The following is an 18475-nucleotide window of genomic DNA, read 5'->3' on the forward strand; positions in this document are numbered from 1 at the left end:
CGATGTCCGAAATCACGCAACAGAAGAAGGGCGAGGCGCCCGTGGTACGCCTGCCGTTCGAGCGCAGCGAATACGATGCGCGCATCGCGAAGACGCGGCGCGCGATGGAGAAGGCGGGCATCGATCTGCTGATCGTGACCGACCCGACCAACATGGCGTGGCTCACCGGCTATGACGGCTGGTCGTTCTACGTGCATCAGTGCGTGCTGCTCGCGATGGACGGCGAGCCGGTGTGGTACGGCCGCGGCCAGGACGCGAACGGCGCGAAGCGCACGGTGTTCATGTCGCACGACGATATCGTCGGCTATCCGGATCACTATGTGCAATCCACGGTGCGCCATCCGATGGATTACCTGTCCACTGAAGTGATCGCCGCGCGCGGCTGGGATCAAAAGCGCATCGGCGTGGAGATGGACAACTACTACTTCAGCGCGAAGGCGTATGCGTCGTTGACGCAGCATTTGCCGAACGCGAAGTTCGTCGATGCGACCGCGCTCGTCAACTGGCAGCGCGCGGTGAAGTCGCCGCGCGAGATCGAATACATGCGCGTCGCGGCGCGCATCGTCGAGAAAATGCATGCGCGCATTCTCGACAAGGTCGAGCCGGGCATGAAGAAGAGCGATCTCGTCGCGCAGATTTACGAAGCGGGCATCACCGGCGTCGAAGGTTATGGCGGCGATTATCCGGCCATCGTGCCGCTGTTGCCGACTGGTTCCGATGCTGCCGCGCCGCACCTCACGTGGGACGATTCGGCGTTCACGGCGAACGCGGGCACGTTCTTCGAAATCGCGGGATGCTTCAAGCGCTATCACTGTCCGCTGTCGCGCACGGTGTATCTCGGCAAGCCGCCGCAGCATTTCATCGAAGGCGAGAAGGCGGTTGTCGAAGGCATCGAAGCAGGGCTTGCGATGGCGAAGCCGGGCAACAAGACCGAGGACATCGCCAATGCGTTCTTCGCGGTGCTGGCGAAGTTCGGCATCGAGAAGAACAGCCGTTGCGGTTATCCGATCGGCGCGAGTTATCCGCCGGACTGGGGCGAGCGCACGATGAGCCTGCGTCCCGGGGACAAGACCGTCCTCGAACCCGGCATGACGTTCCACTTCATGCCGGGCCTGTGGCTCGACGACTGGGGCCTCGAAATCACGGAGAGCATCCTGATTACCGATACGGGCGTCGAGACTTTCTGCAACACGCCTCGCAAATTGTTCGTGAAGGAGTAACACGATGCGCGCGTCACCGATCAGCCCGACCGTCGATTTCGACGCGGACGGCGAACAGCACGGCTTTCTGAAGCTGCCGTACTCGCGCAACGATTCCGCGTGGGGCGCCGTGATGATTCCGGTCACCGTGATCAAGCATGGCGACGGACCCACCGCGCTGCTCACGGGCGGCAATCACGGCGACGAGTACGAAGGGCCGATCGCGCTGGCGAAGCTCGCATCGACGTTGAAGGCAGGCGACGTGAACGGCCGTGTGATCATCGTGCCGTTCATGAACTACCCGGCGTTTCGGGCGGGCGCGCGCACTTCGCCGATCGATGCGGGCAATCTGAACCGCAGCTTTCCCGGCAAGCCCGACGGCACGGTGACGGAGAAGATCGCGGATTACTTCCAGCGTCATCTGTTGCCGCTCGCCGATTACGTGCTGGATATTCATGCGGGCGGCCGCACGCTCGACTTCCTGCCGTTCGCGGCGATTCACGTGCTGAACGACGCGACGCAGCAATCGCGTTGCGAGGCCGCGATGCGCGCGTTCGGCGCGCCTTACTCGATGCGCATGCTGGAGCTCGACAGCGTCGGTCTTTACGACAGCGCGGCGGAAGAGGCGGGCAAGGTGTTCGTATCGACGGAGCTGGGCGGCGGCGGTTCTTCGACGGCGAAGAGCGTCGCGGTCGCGGAGCGGGGCGTGTATGGCTTTCTTGCGTATGCGGGCATCATCGAGAAGTCGATCGTGCAGGGCGAAGCGCGCACGACCACGCTGCTCGACATGCCGGACGGCACCTGTTACACGACGAGCGAGCACACGGGTTTGCTGGAAATGTGCCGCGATCTCGGCGACATGGTGAAAGCGGGCGATGTGCTCGCGCGTGTCTATGACATCACGCGCACGGGCGCGGCGCCGGTTGAATATCGCGCGAAGCGTGATGGTCTGCTTGCGGCACGGCATTTCCCCGGCCTCGTGCAAACGGGCGATACTGTGGCTGTGGTAGCGGATATCGTCGAACGCAACATTGCTGTGAGCGTGTAATTTGATCAAACTCGATCGCTACGATCTGGCCATCCTTCGCATTCTTGCGCGGGATGGCCGCATCACGAAATCGCGCCTTGCGGAAGAGGTCAATCTGTCGATCTCGCCTGCATGGGAGCGCGTGAAGAAACTCGAAGATAGCGGGCTCATCAAGGGCTATCGCGCGGATATCGACTGGACGGCTGCTTTCAAAGGCAGCCGTATTGTCGTTGAGGTGACGCTTTCGCGTCATACGGCGGCGGATATGCGGCGGTTCGAGGAGCGGGTTGCTGCGGCTTCCGAAATCGTCCAGTGTTATGCCACCGGGGGTGGCGTGGATTATGTGCTGCATGTCGTGGCGCGGGATATCGATCACTATCAGCGGTTTATCGATTCTTTGCTTGTTGAGGAGCTTGGGATCGAGCGGTACTTCACTTATATCGTTACCAAGGTTGTGAAGAATGCGGCGGGGGCGCCGCCGGACTGGGCTGAAGAGGGGCTTTGATCTTTGTTGCCGGATCCCGGGGGGCGGGCGTGCGTGAAATCCTGTTTTCGTGTCGGTCTATTAGCGTTGCCCCTGTGCGGGGCGGCAGTCACTTTCTTTGCTGCTGCAAAGAAAGTAACCAAAGAAACAGCTATCCCCAGCCTAAGCACTTCATGCCGGCCGCGGCACAGAAGATTGCACGTGGTCCGGCAGTAGCGAGTGCCCTCACAAAACTCTCCGGGCTTGGACCGCGCACGGTCTGTCACATCGCACCACTCAACTGACCGGTAAGGCGCCAAATAGCTCCGGCCCGCTTCGCGGCCGACCGGCCAATCGGGGCTGCGCGCGCTTCCTTGCTGACATGTCCATCTCACTGCATCGGTGGTTCGTTGGTTTCCCTTGCATACCCAGCGGCAGCGCGTAGCGCTGTGCCGGAGCTATTTCGTGCTGAACCAGCGCCCTTAATGGTCTAGCTTGTCAGACCGTGCGCGGTCCACGCCCGATAAGACCTATGAGGGCACTCGCTACTGCCGGACCACGTGCGAAGTTCTGTGCCGCGGCCGGCCTGAAGTGCTTAGGCTGGGGAAAGCTGTTTCTTTGGTTACTTTCTTTGCAGCAGCAAAGAAAGTGACTGCCGCCCCGCACAGGGGCAACGCCAATAGACCGACACGAAAACAGGATTTCACAGAAAGCCCAGGCAAGCGGCCAGCTCCCAAAAAAACCACCGCAACGCGAAAGCCAAACAGAAAAAACACCAGCCCCCCGAGCCGATAACAAAAAATCCGCAGACAGCAAGAACCTTAAAGTAGACCCATCGGAACACAAACGAATGCACGCAAGGAGACGAACATGCTGCTGGGTCATCCCGTTCTATTCAAATCGCTTTGCTACATCGACGGCCGCTGGGTCCACAGCGACAGTGCCGCGTCGATCGCGGTAACGAACCCCGCAGATCAGAAAGTTATCGGCCATGTCCCGATGCTCGACAAGGCGCAAATCGTAGCCTCCGTCGATGCCGCCGACCGCGCGTTCCAATCATGGCGCTGGATGCCGCAGCAAAAACGCAGTGCGCTGCTGTTGCGCTGGCATGAGCTGATCATGCGTCATCAGGCAGACCTCGCCGGCATTCTGTCGCTCGAACAAGGCAAGCCGCTCGCCGAATCCAAAGGCGAAATCGCCTACGCAGCCAGCTTCGTCGAATGGTTCGCGAATGAAGCAAAGCGCCTGACGGGCCGCACGATCCCCACGCATATCGACGGTGCGCATCTCGGCACCGTGATGGAACCGGTCGGCGTCGCAGCGCTCATCACGCCGTGGAATTTCCCCGTCGCGATGATCACGCGCAAGGCCGCCGCCGCGATCGCCGCGGGCTGCACGGTCGTCGTCAAACCTGCACACGAAACGCCGTTCTCCGCGATCGCGCTCGCGCAACTCGCCGAAGAAGCGGGCTTCCCGCCGGGCGTGTTCAACGTCGTCATCGGTGAGCCGCAAATGGCGATGGAAACGCTCGTCAGCGATACCCGCGTGCGTGCCGTGAGCTTCACAGGATCGACGCGCGTCGGCGGTCTCGTCGCGAAGACGGCCGCGCAAGCAGGCATCAAGAAGCTGGCGCTGGAACTCGGCGGCAATGCGCCCTTTATCGTGACCGAAGATGCGGACCTGGAACAGGCCGTGCGCGTCGCGGTAGGCGCCAAGTTTCAAACGTCGGGACAGGATTGCTGCGCTGCAAACCGCATTCTCGTCGCGCGTCCGCTCTATGAGCAATTCGTTCAACGCTATACGGAAGCAGTGAAGGCACTCAAAGTAGGCACGGCATTCGAAGCGAATGTCGATGTCGGTCCGCTCATGCATCAGGCCGCATTCGATGCGACCGTCGCACGCGTCGAAGATGCGCAAGCGCAAGGCGCGCGCATCACCGCCGGCGGCAAGCCGCATGCGCTCGGCGGCTGGTTCTTTGAACCGACCGTCGTCGCCGATGCCAAACCGGGTATGCGTATCTACGACGAAGAGAACTTCGCGCCGATCTCCGCGATTTCCCCGTTCGATACGCTCGACGAAGCCGTCACGCGCGCCAACGACACGGAATACGGCCTCGCCGCCTACATCTGCGCGACGCGCATCGACACGATCTTCCAGCTCGTGCGACGGCTCGACTTCGCCATGGTGTCGGTCAACGGCGTGAAATTCACCGGCGCGCCGATTCCGTTCGGCGGCATGAAAGCCTCGGGCCTCGGCCGCGAAGGCGGCGCGGAAGGCTTCGAGCCCTTCGTCGAAACGAAATACTTTTGCCTCGGCAATCTCGGCCTGCCGCTCACGAGCGCGGCCTGACAGAACTATCCTCAAAGAGACACATCAGGAATACAAGGAGAAACACATGACCCAGCAAAACCAATCGCTCGAGCAACTGTTCGCCGAAGACCGCGCGCACTTCATGCACCCGTCCACGCACGCGCACGATCACGCGAGCGGCGCGCTGCCCGGCAAGATCGTCACGGGCGCGAAGGGCATCCGCATTCAGGATCATCAGGGCAAAAGCTATATCGATGCATTCGCGGGCCTCTACTGCGTGAACATCGGCTATGGCCGCACCGAAGTGGCCGAAGCGATCTACGAGCAGGCGAAGAAGCTCGCGTATTACCACACCTATGTCGGTCACTCGACCGATACGATCATCGAACTGTCGTCGCGCATCATCGACTGGTCGCCGGAAGGCATGAAGAAGGTGTACTACGGCATGTCGGGGTCGGATGCGAACGAAACGCAGATCAAGATCGTCTGGTACTACAACAATGTGCTCGGCCGTCCGAACAAGAAGAAGATCATTTCGCGCGAGCGCGGCTATCACGGCTCGGGCATCGTGACGGGCAGCCTCACGGGACTGCCGAGCTTCCATCAGAACTTCGATCTGCCGATCGATCGCGTGAAGCACACGGTATGTCCGCACTGGTATCGCAAGGCGCCGGCCGGCATGAGCGAAGCGCAATTCACCGCGTATTGCGTGGAAGAGCTGGAAAAGCTGATCGCCAAGGAAGGCGCGGATACGATTGCCGCATTCATCGCCGAGCCGGTGATGGGCACGGGCGGCATCATCGCGCCGCCGCAAGGTTATTGGGAAGCGATCCAGGACGTGCTGAAGAAGCATGACATCCTGCTGATCTCCGATGAAGTCGTGTGCGGCTTCGGTCGTCTGGGCTCGAAGATGGGCGCGCAGCACTTCGGCATCAAGCCGGACCTCATCACCGTGGCGAAGGGCCTGACGAGCGCGTATGCGCCGCTGTCGGGCGTGATCGTCGGCGAGAAGGTGTGGGACGTCATCGAGAAGGGCTCGCAGGAATACGGCCCGATGGGTCACGGCTGGACGTATTCGGGACACCCGATCTGCGCGGCCGCGGCGATCGCCAACCTCGATATCCTCGAGCGCGAGAACCTCACGCAGAATGCCGCCGATGTCGGCGCGTATTTCCAGCAGCAATTGCACGACGCATTCGACGGGCATCCGCTCGTCGGCGAAGTGCGCGGCGCGGGCATGCTGGCGGCGCTCGAATTCATGGCCGACAAGGACGCCCGCAAGCCGTTCGATGCAGCGCTGAAGGTCGGTCCGAAGGTTTCGGCCGCAGCACTCGAACGCGGCGTGATCGCGCGTGCGATGCCGCATGGCGATATCCTCGGCTTCGCGCCGCCGCTCACCACGACGCGCACCGAGGCGGACGAGATCGTCGGCATCGTGAAGCAGGCGGTGGATGCGGTCGCGAATGAAGTGATCGGCTCGGCGCTCGCGACTCAGGCAATCTGATCGCTCGCAGCAGTAGCACTGGCAGCACCGGAGGCCCGCGAAAAATTCGCGGGCCTTTTTCATGTCGATATGAACTGGAACGCGGGTTGCTCGACCATCTTCGATGCACGATCGAAAGGAGAACCACAATGAGCAATGGCGAGCAGGAATCGAAGAGCACCGACAAGCCGTTGGGCGACGCCGGCAGCGGCGCGAGCGGCGGCGGTTCCATCGGCAACACGCCGGGGCCGGGTTCGGCCACGGGCGGCGATCCGAAGCAGGGCGTGCGCCAGCCGAATGCAGGGGAAATCGAGCCGGAAAACCGTCGTCTGGATCAGCATCCGCATCAGACGGCGGAAGTGCCGTACGGCTCGGGCAACGCGCCGGAAATTGCCGGCAAGGGCGGGCTCGATGCGCAGAATGCGGACTTGCCCGATCCCGCGAATAAACATACGGAACCGCTAAAGCGCATTTGACGAAAGACCCGATGCGCCAATAAAACAAAACGGCCACGAAAGTGGCCGTTTTGTCATGTTCCAATCAATTCCGATTAACGCGTCGCGATGTACATCGTAATTTCAAAGCCGAAGCGCATATCGGTGAAACTCGGGGTTTCCCACTTCATAGAGCCTCCTTTGGTGATTGGCCAGACGGATGCCGGGCCGCTGCGCGGTTTCATCTCTTGCAGGCGCCGTGCAAAGCCGCGCATCCCGATTCGACGCAATTTGAATGCTAGCGCGAGAACGCCGGGCGCATGATTGGAAATTGCACCGGCGTTCATTTAATTTATTTATAGCGGACGTGGGCGATTTCCCGAATCGTCAGGCGTCGTACCGATTTTGTCGGGCTCATTCACCGGGTCGCGTTCGGTCGCTTCACCGGGCCGCGGGATTACCCTGTCTGCGTCCTTGGGATCGATATTGCTCAGATTATTGCCGCCAGGCGCGTGCGGCTTGTCGCGCGTGTCGGGCGCTGCGGGATTTTCAGTCATTACGTTTTCCTCTTTCGCGTGCTATTTGAGGAGCGTTATCGAAAGCGCATCGCGATGCGTTTGAATGCCGCATCGCGGAATGCGCGAAATTAACGCGTCGATATCATTCCGCCCGGGTCGCTTCGCGCAGCACCGCGTCGGCGCTATCGAAGTTGCGATCGCTCATCTTGTTGAGCACGGCCATGACTTCGCCGTCCGCGCCATTGCTTTTCGCGAGCGCCAGGAGTTTTTCCTTGCCCATCGGGTAGTCGGCCCCTTTCAGCGCGCGCGATATTTCTTCGAGGCGCGGCTCATCCGGATGCCGGTGATTCTGCGAATGCGCGGGGTGCTGTGCCATTTCGGCCTCCTTTTTCGACTCGACGATAACGCTTACGAATCAGCAACACGCGTACCCGCGAGCGGGAGCGCTTGATGCTAGTAGATCGACACGAATCACCGAAAAGAGCGAGGCACGAAGCAACATGACGATCACAGCAGACCGCATCTCCGACACCGAAATCAAGGTCGAGGACACTATCTATACATTCGATGCAAAGGCCCGCGCGGATGCCTTTCAACAATGCCTGGGAACGGATTCTGTCGAGATTTGCGCAAGGAATCACGCGCCCGTTTCGAAGCGCGCGGTGTCCAGCGCAAGCGGCGAGCCGAAGGGCGAACCGGGCAGCATCATTTCGCCTTCCATGGGCGGCATGCCCTGATGCGCATGCTCAGAGTAATGCGCTCGCAGTTATCGCGCGCGGCGCGAGCGAAGCACGCGTGAGCGCTTCGAGCGGCAAGGGCTTGTCGAAGAAATAGCCTTGTGCCTGCGCGGCGCCCATGTCGCGCAGCACGGAGAGCGTCGCCGCGTCTTCGACGCCTTCCGCGACCAGCGTCAGATCGAGCGATTCGGCCATGCGCACGATCGCGCGCACGATCGCGCGGCTGCGCGGGCTCGCGGTCAGTTCGAGAATGAAGGACTTGTCGATCTTCAGGCCTGTGAACTGATACTGATGCACGTAGCTGAGCGACGAGAAGCCCGCGCCGAAGTCATCGAGCACGACGGACATGCCGTTGTCCGCGAGCCGCTGCATCGTGCGGCGCGCGAGATCAGGTTCGGCGACGAGCGCGCCTTCGGTGAGCTCCAGACACACGCGCGACGGCGACACGCGATAACGCCGCAGCAGCGCGAGCACATCGTCGGCGAATTCGGGGCGCGTCATGCTGTAGCTGGAGCAGTTCACGTGCACCGGCGGCCAGTGCGCAAAGCGCGCGTTGGAGAGAATCGCGGCGACGCGCTCGAGCATGTAGAGATCGAGCCTGCCGATGAGCCTCAGACCCTCTACCGAAGGCAGAAATTCGCTCGGCCCGACGATGGTCCCGTCGGGCTGATGCCAGCGGATCAACGCTTCGAGCGCGACCACTTCGCCGCTTTTCACATCGACGATCGGCTGGAAGTAGGGCAGCAGCTCGTCGTCGCGCTTGATCGCATTGCGCAGCGCGCCTTCACGTTCCACCTGGTCCGACACTTCGCGTCGCAGTTCCTGATTGAACACGATGAAGCTGTCGCGGCCCGCGTTCTTCACGCGATACATCGCGGTATCGGCATCGCGCAGAAGATCGGCGGGCTCGGTGTGGAATTGACTGTCCGCACTCACGATGCCGATGCTGCACGACGAAAACACCACATGCTCTTCGATATGAAACGGCAGATCGAACGCGGCGAGAATGCGCTTCGCGATCGATACGGCATCGCGCACATGCGCGTTCGGCGAGAGCACGGCGAACTCGTCGCCGCCCAGACGCGCGAGGAGATCCGTCGAGCGCAGGCAGTCGCGCAGACGCGCCGCGGCCTGCACGAGCAGGATGTCGCCGAAGTGATGGCCGAGACTGTCGTTCACGACCTTGAAGCGATCGAGGTCGATGAACATTACCGACAGTTCATCGCCGCGCGTCTGATAGTCGCGCCATGCGCAGCGCAGCTTGTGCATCAGATGGCTGCGGTTCGGCAGGCCCGTCAATGAATCGTGTGCGTTCTCGTAGAGCAGGCGCGCGTTGGCGTCGTCGAGCTCGCGCGTGCGTGCCTGTACGCGCGCCTCGAGTTCGAGATTCGCGGCATGCAGCGCTTCGGCATCGCGGCGGCGCGAGAGCGCGGTATCGATATGGCGCGACACGAAGGTCAGCAATTCCTGATCGCGTTGCGAATAGCGCACGAGCGGCGAATAGCTTTGCACGGCGAGCACGCCGCGCACGACATCGCCGTCGAAGAGCGGTATGCCGAGCCACGAGCGCAGGCGCACTTCGCTATGCTCGATCTCGAACGCGCCTTCTTCGATGAGGCGCAACGCTTCCGCATGATCGATGAGCCGCGCGCGCCGCTCGCGGATCACATATTCGGTGAGGCCGCGCTGCCCGCGACGCGGCGCGGGGCGCTCCTGCACGATTTCATCGACGTAATACGGAAACGACACTTCGCCCGTTTCCGTTTCGAAAAGCGCGATATAGAAGTTGCGCGCATAGAGCAGCTCGCCGACGATGCCGTGCAGGCTGCGCAGAAACTCCAGCGTGTCGCCGGGACGGCTCGACAACTCCGCGATCTGATAGAGCGCCGCCTGCAAGTGCTCGGAACGCTCGCGCTCCGCGATGCCGTGACGCAGCGCCGCGTTGAGCTTCGACAATTCGGATGTGCGCCGCGCGACCTGCTCTTCGAGATCGGCGCGGTGCAGGATACGGTCGAGCGCCATCGCCACGTGGCGGGCCACCACGAGAAAGAGCGCGCGATCTTCGACGGTGTAAATGCGCGAGACGTCGTAGACCTGCATCGCCAGCATGCCGAACACTTCGTCGCTCGCGTTCTTGAGCGGTGCGCCCATCCAGAACTCGGGGCGATCGCCGATGCAATAGAAGCGGCCCGCGCGCTCGGCCTCGCGGATATCGGCGGCGGTGATGAAAAGCGGTTGCCCGCTCGTCAGCACCTGGCCTGTCATCGAGAGGCGCGCCGGATTCAGAAGGTCGTAGTTTTCCGCCGCGACGACATCGGTATCGATCACGTCGACGTAATACGGATACGTGATCTTGCCCGTCTTGCGGTCGTAGAGCGCGAGATAGAAGTTCTCCGCGTCGATCAGCGTGCCGAGACGTTCGTGCACGCCGCGCAGAAAATCGGCGCGCTCGGGCACCGAGCTCGCGAGATACGCGATTTCGTACAGCACGCGTTGCGTGAGTTGGGCGCGCGCGAGGACATCGGCCTGCACGAGTTCGCCCAGCGTGCGCGCGAGTTCGGCGAGGCGCGCATCGTCGCGATGTGCGGCGGGCGCGAGCAACCAGCCGAGCACGCTCTCGCCGCGTCCGGTCGGCCAGCAATGCCAGCCGTGCGCGGCGCATGTTGCGCCGAGCCGTTCCTCGGCGATGCTGTGGGGCCAGTCCTGCGCGCCGGGCAGCGGGGCATCGCCGCGCCGCTCCAGATGCAACTGCTCGTCCGCGCGATACCACGCCCATTGTTGCGGGCAGCCCTTCGCGGCGGCCTCGTGCAGCAAGGCTTCGATAGATGGCGCGACGCAGGCGCAGGTCTTCTCGTCGGTTGCCGCTACGGTTGCAGGTTCGACCGCCGTTGCGCGGGCAACCGGCGCGTCGTACGCGGGAAACACACTCATCGGCGCTCCAGGCCATATTGCCGCCACGGCGGGCGGTTCTCGTTCAGCGACTGCGCTCGTGCGCCGCGCGTGACGCGCGTCTCAAGCAAACGTTCGTTCTATATGGGGTAACGGCAGCGAGCATACAGGCTTGAGTACGCCGGACAAAAAAAGCGCCGCGCCCGGACGCCGGGCCGGGCATTCATGCCGAATGCGCGGTGCGGGCACTGTCGTGTCCGGTGAATCGCTCGCGCCAGGCCTGCGGCGATACGCCGAGCGAGCGCAGGAAGCCGCGCCGCATCGTTTCTTCGGTGCCGAAGCCGCAGCGCGCGGCGATGCGCTTGACGGGCAGTGCCGTATCGCCGAGGAGACGCCGCGCGGCTTCGAGCCGCATGCGCTCGATCGAGCGCGCGGGCGTCGTGCCGGTTTGCGCACGGTAATGGCGCACGAAGCTGCGTTCACTCATGCCGACGCGCGCGGCGAGCACGCCGACCGACAGATCCGCCGCGAGATTTTCCGCGATCCACGCGTGCAGTTCGCCGAAGCGCTCGCCCGATTTTTGCAGCGACAGCGCCGTGCTGAACTGCGCCTGCCCGCCGGGGCGCTTCAGAAACACGACGAGATGGCGCGCGACATCGAGCGCCAGCGTGCGCCCGAGATCCTCCTCGACGAGCGCGAGCGACAGGTCGATGCCCGCCGTCACGCCTGCCGAGGTCCATACGTCGCCGTCGCGGATGAAGATCGGATCGGACTCGACGCGCACCGCCGGGAAGCGCGCGGCCAGCTCGGCGCAGCGCGTCCAGTGCGTGACGGCGCGGCGCTCGTTCAGAAGGCCCGCCGCCGCGAGCAGAAACGCGCCGGTGCAGACCGACGCGGTGCGCCGCGCATGGGACGAGCGCGCGCGCACCCAGTCGACGAGCGCGCGGTCGTGCACCGCCTCGTGCACGCCCCAGCCGCCCGCGATAATCAGCGTGTCGCACGGTTCGCCCGCATCGGGCAAGGTCTCCCCGACGAGCCCCAGACCCGCCGACGCGTTCACGGTGCCGCCTCGCGAGACCACGCGCGGGCGATACGGGCGCGGCAAGCCCGCCATCGTGGCCAGTTCGTTCGCGGAGGCGAACACCTGCAACGGCCCGGCGACGTCGAGCAGCTGGACATCGGGGAAGGCGAGGATGTCGATGATGCGCGGTGCGTCTGTCTCCATGATGGCCTCGGATGGAGGATTGGCGGAAAACGTGGGTTGTGTGTCGATTTCGCCATAGCGTAGCGGCGTAGCATCGGTTCGTCCACTGCCAACGACGACCATCCAAGGAGAAAACGATGACCCACCACATCGGCCTGCTGCTGTTTCCGGGCGTGCAGCAACTCGACATGACCGGCCCCTACGACGTGTTCGCGCACATGCCCGACACGAAAGTACATCTCGTCTGGAAGACGCGCGAGCCTGTGGGATCGAGCGCCGGCATGATCCTGACGCCCGACGCGACTTACGCCGATTGCCCCGCGCTCGACGTGCTGTGCGTGCCGGGCGGCTCGGGCGTCGGCGATCTGATGGAGGACGACGAGACACTCGCGTTCATCCGCAAGCAGGGGGCGCTCGCGCGTTATCTGACGTCGGTGTGCACCGGCTCGCTCGTGCTCGGCGCGGCAGGGCTGTTGCGCGGCAAACGCGCGACGACGCACTGGGCGTATCACTCGCTACTGGCGGAATTGGGCGCGATTCCGGTGCACGAACGCGTCGTGCGGGACGGCAACCTGTTCACGGGCGGCGGCATTACGGCGGGCATCGATTTCGCGCTGACGCTCGCGGCGGAACTCGTCGGCGAGCACGAAGCGCAGGCGATCCAGTTGCAGATGGAATACGCGCCCGCGCCGCCTTTCGACGCCGGCGATCCGAAGCGCGCGCCGGATGCCGTCGTGAGCGACGTGCAAGAGCGCCTGGTGAAATCGCTCGCGGCGCGTAATGCGATCACGGCGCGCGTCGTGGACCGGTTGAAACTCGACGCGTGATTCTGGAATGCAAAACGCAAAATGCACTTTGGTTTTATGCATTCGTAATGCAAAACGCCAAAGCGCTAGAACCGCTTCTGCATGAAATAGCGTGACTGGCCCGCGTGAAAATCGGCGATCTCGCCGAAGGTCTCGTAACCGTGGCGCGCATAGAGCGCGCGCGCCGCGGGATTGACCGTGTCGAGCCACGCCGCGCGGCAGCCGCGCTTTCGCGCCTCGGTCTCGGCGGCTTCGAGCGCGCGCGTACCGAGCCCGGCGCGGCGTGCATCCTCGCGTATCCATAGCCATTTCACGAAGAGCCAGTCCCACGCGGTATAGCCCGCGAGGCCGCCGAGAAATTCGTCATCGCGATAAAGCGACACCGCGAGATCGCGCTGATGGCTCGGGCCGAGTTGCGCCCGGTTGAATGCGGCGAGGCCGCCCGCGACGTCATGCTCGAAGCTCGCGTCGATCCAGTCGGTGACGGCGAGCGTGACGTCGCTCATGGCTGCGCGGACGGCGCCACCGACGCGCCCTTGATGCCGTGCCGCGCGAGCGCGTCCGCGACGAAGCCCGAGCGCTTCACGTCCTCCACGAACTCGCGCAGATAGATCGCGGCTTCGTCGCCGCGGCTCTTCGGCAAGCCCATCGCCTGCTGGATCACCATGAAGCGTCCGTCGAGCAGGCGCAATCCGGGCGTGCGCGCCGCATCGGCCTCGAGTTGCTGCTTCACGCCCGCGGCAACTTCGAGCGCGTCGCGCACGAACGTTTCGACCACCGCCTGCGACGACTCCGCGCGAACGAGCGTCGCATGTTCGATCTCGCGCGTCAGAAAGAGGTCGTATGCGCTGCCCTTGCCGACCGCGATGCGATTGCCGTCGCGATCGACATCCTCGTTGCGCGTGAGCGGCGATGCATCGCGCACGAGATAGCAGCCTTCGATCAGCACGTAAGCCGCCGTGAACGCGATGCCCGCGCCACGCAGCGGATCGATCGCGAAGAAGCCGATATCGGCGGCTTCGTTCGTGACGGTTTCGACGGACTTCGCGGCGGTGTCGAACGCACTGAACGCGACCGGCACACCGAGCCGTGATGCGAGTTCGCGCGCGAGATCCACCGATACGCCGCCCGGCTCGCCGCTGTCGGTTCGATGCGCGAGGATCGGATTGCCGAGATTGATCGATGCGCGCAGCGTGCCGGTCGGAGCGAAGGCGTTCAGCAAGGCAGGGGAAAGGGTCATGGTGTCCGTCGATGAGTGGAAGGGAAGTGGCGACACGATCGATTCGATGCAGAATACGCGAACCGAAACGGCTCTGCCAAAGGAACGATATGCAACGCCAACGCATCGACAGCCGTGAATTGATCGAGCGCCTGAAGCTCGAGCCGCATCCCGAAGGCGGATTCTTCCGCGAGACGTATCGCGCGGGCGGCAAGGTCACGCGCGAGAAAGAAGGCACATTGCGCGCCGCGTCCACCGCGATCTACTTCCTGCTATGCGATGGCGCGCATTCGGCGTGGCATCGCATCCGCTCGGACGAGGTGTGGCATTTCTATGCGGGCGATCCGCTCGACGTGCACGTGCTCGATGCGAACGGCACGCTCGTTACGCATCGGCTCGGTAACGCGCTCGTGCATCCGGATGCCGTGTTTCAGGCGGTCGTCGAGGCCGGCGACTGGTTCGCCGCCGTCTGTCGCGATGAACGGGGCGCGGCGCTCGTCGGCTGCACGGTCGCGCCGGGCTTCGAGTTCAGCGAGTTCGAGCTGGCCGCACCGGGCGCGCTCGAAGCGCGCTATCCGCAGCATCGCGAGCTGATCGCGCGGCTCGGGCCCAAACCATGACGAGACGAGCGCAAGTGCGGTTATCATCGCGCGCATCATCGACAACGACACAGGGACAGGCATGAGCGGAGTGCGCCGCGGGATTCAATCGATCGAAGTAGGTGGGGCGCTCCTGCGCGCGCTCGTGGATCATGGCGGCCCGATGCTGCTCGGCGATCTCGCGAAGAAGGCGGGCATGCCGTCGGCGAAGGCGCATCCCTATCTCGTGTCATACGGCAATCTCGGCCTCATTCAGCAGGATGCCGCGACGGGCCGCTACGAGCTCGGGCCGTTCGCCTTGCAGATGGGGCTGATCAGCTTGCAGCGCGTCGATCCGGTGCGCCTCGCCATCGCGGAAGTGGCGAACATGACGCCGCGCATCGAGCATACGGTCGCGCTAGCGAGCGCGGGCAGCTATGGCCCGACGATCGTTCACATTCAACAGGCGAGCGTGCCCATCCACGTGACGATGCGCACGGGCACGGTGATGTCCCTGCTGCAGACCGCGACGGGCCGCGCATTCGCCGCGTATCTGCCGCCGATGACGGTCGATGCCCTCGTCGCGATCGAGCGTGCGGGCGCGTTGCAGATCGGCGCGCAGCGTCGCGATTACACGCGCGGGCAGATCGACGCGATGCTCACCGAAGTGCGCGAGCAAGGCATCGCGCGCGCCATCGACGAACCCGTCGCCGGCATCAGCGCGATGAGCGCGCCCGTGTTCGACCATTCGCGCAATATCGTGCTCGCGATCACGGCGATCGGGCCGAGCGGCTCGTTCGATGGCGCGTGGAATGGCGACATCGCGAAGGCGCTGCACGACTGCGCGCAACGCGTGTCGAAGATGCTCGGCTTCGTCGCCGTCTGATTCACGCCTGGCGGTCGAGTTGGCCGCCAGCGCTTCCCAGCGATATTTTCGCTTTCACACGTTCCATCTCCTAATGTTCATATAGAAGTCGCGGCGGTCCTGCCGCGGCTTTTCCCTGCGCGCTCGTACGGGTAAACGCAGATTCAACAATATAAAACGACTTGTACAATGATGAACAACTAACCGAGAGCGAAGCGATTCGCGCCTGAGCCGAACGCGTCTTGCGAAGACGAAAAGGCTCGACGATGGAGACGATCGAATGTCCGTGAATTACGCCAACCTGCGTTTCGAGTACGAGCGCGCGCCCGATCACGACGCGCCCGCGTCATCGCCTTATCCTGTGGCCGTGATCGGCGCGGGGCCGGTGGGCCTCGCGACGGCCATCGACCTCGCGCAGCAGGGCGTGCGTACCGTGCTGCTCGACAACGACGACACCGTGTCCACGGGGTCGCGCGCCATCTGCTTCGCGAAGCGCACGCTCGAGATTTTCGATCGCCTCGGCTGCGGCGAAAGGATGATGGAAAAGGGCGTGAGCTGGAACGTCGGCAAGGTGTTTCTGCAGGACGACCTCGTCTACACGTTCAATCTTCTGCCGGAAACGGGTCATTCGCGTCCCGCGTTCATCAACTTGCAGCAGTACTACGTCGAAGGCTTTCTGGCCGAGCGCGCGATGCAGCTGGAGCATCTGCAATTGCGCTGGAAGAGCAATGTGGCCGGCGTGACGCAGCATGATGACCACGTCGAATTGCAGGTCGAAACGCCCGACGGCGTGTATCCGCTCAAGGCGCAATACGTCGTGGCCGCCGATGGCTCGCGCAGCGCGATGCGCAAGCTGCTCGGTCTCGATAGCCACGGGCGCACGTTCAAGGACCGCTTCCTGATCGCCGATGTGAAGATGAAGGCGCCGTTCCCTACCGAACGCTGGTTCTGGTTCGATCCGCCGTTTCATCGCAACCAGTCGGTGCTGCTGCATCGTCAGCCGGACGATGTATGGCGCATCGATTTTCAGCTCGGCTGGGACGCGGACCCCGTCGCAGAGAAGGAGCCCGAGCGCGTGATTCCGCGCGTGAAGGCGCTGCTTGGCGAAGACGCCGAGTTCGAACTGGAATGGGTGAGCGTCTATACGTTCTCGTGCCTGCGCATGGATGATTTCAGACATGGCCGCGTCATCTTCGCGGGCGATTCCGCACATGGCGTGTCGCCGTTCGGCGCGCGCGGCGCGAACAGCGGCGTTCAGGATGCGGACAATCTCGCATGGAAGCTGAAGCTCGTCGTGAACGGCGATGCGCCGCAGACGCTGCTCGATACCTACGCGTCCGAACGCGAATACGCCGCCGATGAAAACATCCTCAACTCGACGCGCGCCACGGACTTCATCACGCCGAAGAGCCCTGTTTCACGCCTCTTTCGCGACGCGACCCTCAAGCTCGCGAAGGACTGCCCGTTCGCGCGGCGCATGGCGAACAGCGGACGGCTTTCGGTGCCGGCCGTGCTGCGCGATTCGACGCTCAACACACCGGACGCCGCTGACGATAGCTTCAATGGCGCGATGATTCCCGGTGCGCCTTGCGTGGATGCGCCGGTGCGCGTGGACGACCGCGACGCATGGCTCCTGCCGCAGACGCACGGCGGCGCGTTCACGGGCATTTATTTCTGCGGACTGGGTCACGGTCCCGACGCGTGCGCGCAAAGCCTCGCGACCTTGTCGAACGCGCCGCTTCCGGTGCGCGCGCTGATCGTCGTGCCAAAAGGGATGACCTGCAAGGTGCCGGGCGTGACCGTGGTGGAAGATGTCGAAGGCATGGTCGCGCATCGCTTCGATGCACGGCCGGGCACGTTCTATCTGCTGCGTCCCGATCAACACGTGTGCGCGCGCTGGCGCGCCTTCGATGCCGCATCGGTCACGGCCGCGGTCAAGCGTGCAACCTGCAACGGATGATGAATCGTATGAAGCTCAATCTCGAACTGAATATCGCGGACCACGATGCGTTCTACGAGCGCCTCATCGACACGCACAACGGACTCTCCGACGAGGAGAGCCAGTTGCTCAACGCGAAGCTGATCCTGCTGCTTGCGAATCACATCGGCGATAACGATGTGCTGAAAGAAGCATTGGCGATGGCGCGTCACGGTCTCGCCGCGAGTTAATCCTTCAACACGATGCCCACGCGCTCGCAGATGAACGCGCCGATGCCCGCGATATCGTCGAGCGCGAGCAAGGGCAGCGCCGATTCGATCGCGGCGGGCTCATCGGTTGCGATTGCAACTATCTCCACGTCGGTCCTGTAGAGCGGATCGCGGCCCGCCGAGGGCCGCACGACTTCCAGACGCGGCATCGGCTCGCGCGCGAATCCTTCGACGATCACGAGGTCCGCTTGCGACAGCCGCGCGGCGAGCTCGGCGAGCGGCGGCTCCGCGTCGCCGTTCAACTCGCGCACGATCGCATACCGGTAAGGCGATGTGATCAGCACTTCCCCCGCGCCCGCGCGACGAAAGCGCGCGCTGTCCTTGCCCGGCGGCTCGAGCTCGATCGAGTGATGACTATGCTTGATGACGTTGACCGTGAGGCCGCGTGCGCGCAGCCATGGCAACAGCGCTTCGATCAGTGTGGTCTTGCCCTGGCCCGAGCGGCCCGAGATGCCGAAGAGCGGCGGATGACGCGAATTCATGCGATTGGTCGGCTGATTGTTTTGGTTTCGATCAGACGAGTTTAACGGCTCGA

20 protein-coding genes are annotated in these 18475 nt (G+C 63.4%); 12 read left to right on the forward strand and 8 right to left on the reverse strand.

Annotated elements, in window-relative coordinates; translation table 11 throughout:
* Positions 1-2: 2 nt before the first annotated feature.
* From doeA to AWB78_RS05915, 6 genes are all read left to right on the forward strand, one after another.
* Entirely contained in the window at positions 3-1220 is a 1218-nt protein-coding gene (gene doeA / locus AWB78_RS05890; protein ID WP_062603153.1) for an ectoine hydrolase DoeA, read from the forward strand.
* 4 nt (positions 1221-1224) lie between these two features.
* Positions 1225-2247 (forward strand): N(2)-acetyl-L-2,4-diaminobutanoate deacetylase DoeB, encoded by a 1023-nt coding sequence (doeB, locus tag AWB78_RS05895; protein WP_062603155.1) that lies wholly within the window; start codon positions 1225-1227, stop codon positions 2245-2247.
* A 1-nt stretch (position 2248) separates the two neighbouring features.
* A complete protein-coding gene (locus AWB78_RS05900; protein ID WP_062603157.1) occupies positions 2249-2731 on the forward strand; it encodes an Lrp/AsnC family transcriptional regulator in 483 nt (160 codons plus the stop codon).
* A gap of 828 nt (positions 2732-3559) precedes the next feature.
* The gene (locus AWB78_RS05905; RefSeq protein ID WP_062603159.1) at positions 3560-5038 is read left to right on the forward strand and encodes an NAD-dependent succinate-semialdehyde dehydrogenase; all 1479 of its coding nucleotides are present in this window, start codon (positions 3560-3562) and stop codon (positions 5036-5038) included.
* A 46-nt stretch (positions 5039-5084) separates the two neighbouring features.
* The gene (locus AWB78_RS05910) at positions 5085-6503 is read left to right on the forward strand and encodes an aspartate aminotransferase family protein (protein WP_062603160.1); all 1419 of its coding nucleotides are present in this window, start codon (positions 5085-5087) and stop codon (positions 6501-6503) included.
* Between the two features lie 128 nt (positions 6504-6631).
* On the forward strand, positions 6632-6958 hold the full coding sequence (locus AWB78_RS05915) for a hypothetical protein (protein ID WP_062603163.1): 327 nt from the start codon (positions 6632-6634) through the stop codon (positions 6956-6958).
* A gap of 74 nt (positions 6959-7032) precedes the next feature.
* Here the strand turns inward: AWB78_RS05915 and pqqA are convergent, their stop codons facing one another.
* From pqqA to AWB78_RS05925, 3 genes are all read right to left on the reverse strand, one after another.
* Positions 7033-7107: a pyrroloquinoline quinone precursor peptide PqqA gene (gene pqqA / locus AWB78_RS49285; protein WP_008353049.1), complete on the reverse strand. Its 75-nt coding sequence runs from the start codon at positions 7105-7107 to the stop codon at positions 7033-7035.
* Between the two features lie 165 nt (positions 7108-7272).
* Positions 7273-7473 (reverse strand): hypothetical protein, encoded by a 201-nt coding sequence (locus AWB78_RS46305; protein ID WP_157697416.1) that lies wholly within the window; start codon positions 7471-7473, stop codon positions 7273-7275.
* A 103-nt stretch (positions 7474-7576) separates the two neighbouring features.
* On the reverse strand, positions 7577-7810 hold the full coding sequence (locus AWB78_RS05925) for a DUF2795 domain-containing protein (RefSeq protein WP_062603165.1): 234 nt from the start codon (positions 7808-7810) through the stop codon (positions 7577-7579).
* 124 nt (positions 7811-7934) lie between these two features.
* Between AWB78_RS05925 and AWB78_RS05930 the strand changes: the two genes are divergently transcribed.
* Positions 7935-8171, forward strand: a complete 237-nt coding sequence (locus tag AWB78_RS05930) for a hypothetical protein (protein WP_062603166.1) — start codon at positions 7935-7937, stop codon at positions 8169-8171.
* Between the two features lie 9 nt (positions 8172-8180).
* Here the strand turns inward: AWB78_RS05930 and AWB78_RS05935 are convergent, their stop codons facing one another.
* Entirely contained in the window at positions 8181-11102 is a 2922-nt protein-coding gene (locus AWB78_RS05935) for a bifunctional diguanylate cyclase/phosphodiesterase (RefSeq protein ID WP_062603168.1), read from the reverse strand.
* Between the two features lie 181 nt (positions 11103-11283).
* Complete coding sequence (locus tag AWB78_RS05940) at positions 11284-12285, reverse strand: GlxA family transcriptional regulator (protein WP_074173388.1); 1002 nt, start codon at positions 12283-12285, stop codon at positions 11284-11286.
* Positions 12286-12401: 116 nt separating this feature from the next.
* Here AWB78_RS05940 and AWB78_RS05945 point away from each other — a divergent pair, with 116 nt between their 5' ends.
* A complete protein-coding gene (locus AWB78_RS05945) occupies positions 12402-13091 on the forward strand; it encodes a DJ-1/PfpI family protein (RefSeq protein ID WP_062603170.1) in 690 nt (229 codons plus the stop codon).
* Between the two features lie 65 nt (positions 13092-13156).
* On the opposite strand, the gene AWB78_RS05950 is transcribed toward AWB78_RS05945, so the two are convergent.
* Entirely contained in the window at positions 13157-13576 is a 420-nt protein-coding gene (locus tag AWB78_RS05950; RefSeq protein ID WP_062603172.1) for a GNAT family N-acetyltransferase, read from the reverse strand.
* A complete protein-coding gene (locus AWB78_RS05955; protein ID WP_062603174.1) occupies positions 13573-14310 on the reverse strand; it encodes an ABC transporter substrate-binding protein in 738 nt (245 codons plus the stop codon). The genes AWB78_RS05950 and AWB78_RS05955 overlap by 4 nt, the downstream gene beginning before the upstream one ends.
* 89 nt (positions 14311-14399) lie before the next feature.
* Between AWB78_RS05955 and AWB78_RS05960 the strand changes: the two genes are divergently transcribed.
* From AWB78_RS05960 to AWB78_RS05975, 4 genes are all read left to right on the forward strand, one after another.
* Positions 14400-14909 (forward strand): cupin domain-containing protein, encoded by a 510-nt coding sequence (locus AWB78_RS05960; protein ID WP_062603175.1) that lies wholly within the window; start codon positions 14400-14402, stop codon positions 14907-14909.
* A gap of 61 nt (positions 14910-14970) precedes the next feature.
* Entirely contained in the window at positions 14971-15753 is a 783-nt protein-coding gene (locus AWB78_RS05965; RefSeq protein ID WP_062603177.1) for an IclR family transcriptional regulator, read from the forward strand.
* Between the two features lie 259 nt (positions 15754-16012).
* Positions 16013-17692 (forward strand): FAD-dependent oxidoreductase, encoded by a 1680-nt coding sequence (locus tag AWB78_RS05970; protein ID WP_062603178.1) that lies wholly within the window; start codon positions 16013-16015, stop codon positions 17690-17692.
* A complete protein-coding gene (locus AWB78_RS05975; RefSeq protein ID WP_082883241.1) occupies positions 17692-17901 on the forward strand; it encodes a DUF2783 domain-containing protein in 210 nt (69 codons plus the stop codon). Before AWB78_RS05970 ends, AWB78_RS05975 begins: the two co-directional genes overlap by 1 nt.
* Here the strand turns inward: AWB78_RS05975 and mobB are convergent.
* Positions 17898-18422 (reverse strand): molybdopterin-guanine dinucleotide biosynthesis protein B, encoded by a 525-nt coding sequence (mobB, locus tag AWB78_RS05980; RefSeq protein ID WP_062603180.1) that lies wholly within the window; start codon positions 18420-18422, stop codon positions 17898-17900. The genes AWB78_RS05975 and mobB overlap by 4 nt on opposite strands.
* Positions 18423-18475 lie beyond the last annotated feature (53 nt).

Origin of the sequence: Caballeronia calidae (genome assembly GCF_900044055.2) — a bacterium.
Lineage (GTDB): Bacteria > Pseudomonadota > Gammaproteobacteria > Burkholderiales > Burkholderiaceae > Caballeronia > Caballeronia calidae.

What these genes read in the sequence shown, in the direction of transcription:
- doeA (WP_062603153.1), top strand. Translation starts at nt 3, where the DNA reads ATGTCCGAAATCACGCAACAGAAGAAGGGCGAGGCGCCCGTGGTACGC.
- doeB (WP_062603155.1), top strand. Translation starts at nt 1,225, where the DNA reads ATGCGCGCGTCACCGATCAGCCCGACCGTCGATTTCGACGCGGACGGC.
- AWB78_RS05905 (WP_062603159.1), top strand. Translation starts at nt 3,560, where the DNA reads ATGCTGCTGGGTCATCCCGTTCTATTCAAATCGCTTTGCTACATCGAC.
- AWB78_RS05910 (WP_062603160.1), top strand. Translation starts at nt 5,085, where the DNA reads ATGACCCAGCAAAACCAATCGCTCGAGCAACTGTTCGCCGAAGACCGC.
- AWB78_RS05915 (WP_062603163.1), top strand. Translation starts at nt 6,632, where the DNA reads ATGAGCAATGGCGAGCAGGAATCGAAGAGCACCGACAAGCCGTTGGGC.
- AWB78_RS46305 (WP_157697416.1), bottom strand. Translation starts at nt 7,473, where the DNA reads ATGACTGAAAATCCCGCAGCGCCCGACACGCGCGACAAGCCGCACGCG.
- AWB78_RS05925 (WP_062603165.1), bottom strand. Translation starts at nt 7,810, where the DNA reads ATGGCACAGCACCCCGCGCATTCGCAGAATCACCGGCATCCGGATGAG.
- AWB78_RS05930 (WP_062603166.1), top strand. Translation starts at nt 7,935, where the DNA reads ATGACGATCACAGCAGACCGCATCTCCGACACCGAAATCAAGGTCGAG.
- AWB78_RS05935 (WP_062603168.1), bottom strand. Translation starts at nt 11,102, where the DNA reads ATGAGTGTGTTTCCCGCGTACGACGCGCCGGTTGCCCGCGCAACGGCG.
- AWB78_RS05940 (WP_074173388.1), bottom strand. Translation starts at nt 12,285, where the DNA reads ATGGAGACAGACGCACCGCGCATCATCGACATCCTCGCCTTCCCCGAT.
- AWB78_RS05945 (WP_062603170.1), top strand. Translation starts at nt 12,402, where the DNA reads ATGACCCACCACATCGGCCTGCTGCTGTTTCCGGGCGTGCAGCAACTC.
- AWB78_RS05950 (WP_062603172.1), bottom strand. Translation starts at nt 13,576, where the DNA reads ATGAGCGACGTCACGCTCGCCGTCACCGACTGGATCGACGCGAGCTTC.
- AWB78_RS05955 (WP_062603174.1), bottom strand. Translation starts at nt 14,310, where the DNA reads ATGACCCTTTCCCCTGCCTTGCTGAACGCCTTCGCTCCGACCGGCACG.
- AWB78_RS05960 (WP_062603175.1), top strand. Translation starts at nt 14,400, where the DNA reads ATGCAACGCCAACGCATCGACAGCCGTGAATTGATCGAGCGCCTGAAG.
- AWB78_RS05965 (WP_062603177.1), top strand. Translation starts at nt 14,971, where the DNA reads ATGAGCGGAGTGCGCCGCGGGATTCAATCGATCGAAGTAGGTGGGGCG.
- AWB78_RS05970 (WP_062603178.1), top strand. Translation starts at nt 16,013, where the DNA reads ATGTCCGTGAATTACGCCAACCTGCGTTTCGAGTACGAGCGCGCGCCC.
- AWB78_RS05975 (WP_082883241.1), top strand. Translation starts at nt 17,692, where the DNA reads ATGAATCGTATGAAGCTCAATCTCGAACTGAATATCGCGGACCACGAT.
- mobB (WP_062603180.1), bottom strand. Translation starts at nt 18,422, where the DNA reads ATGAATTCGCGTCATCCGCCGCTCTTCGGCATCTCGGGCCGCTCGGGC.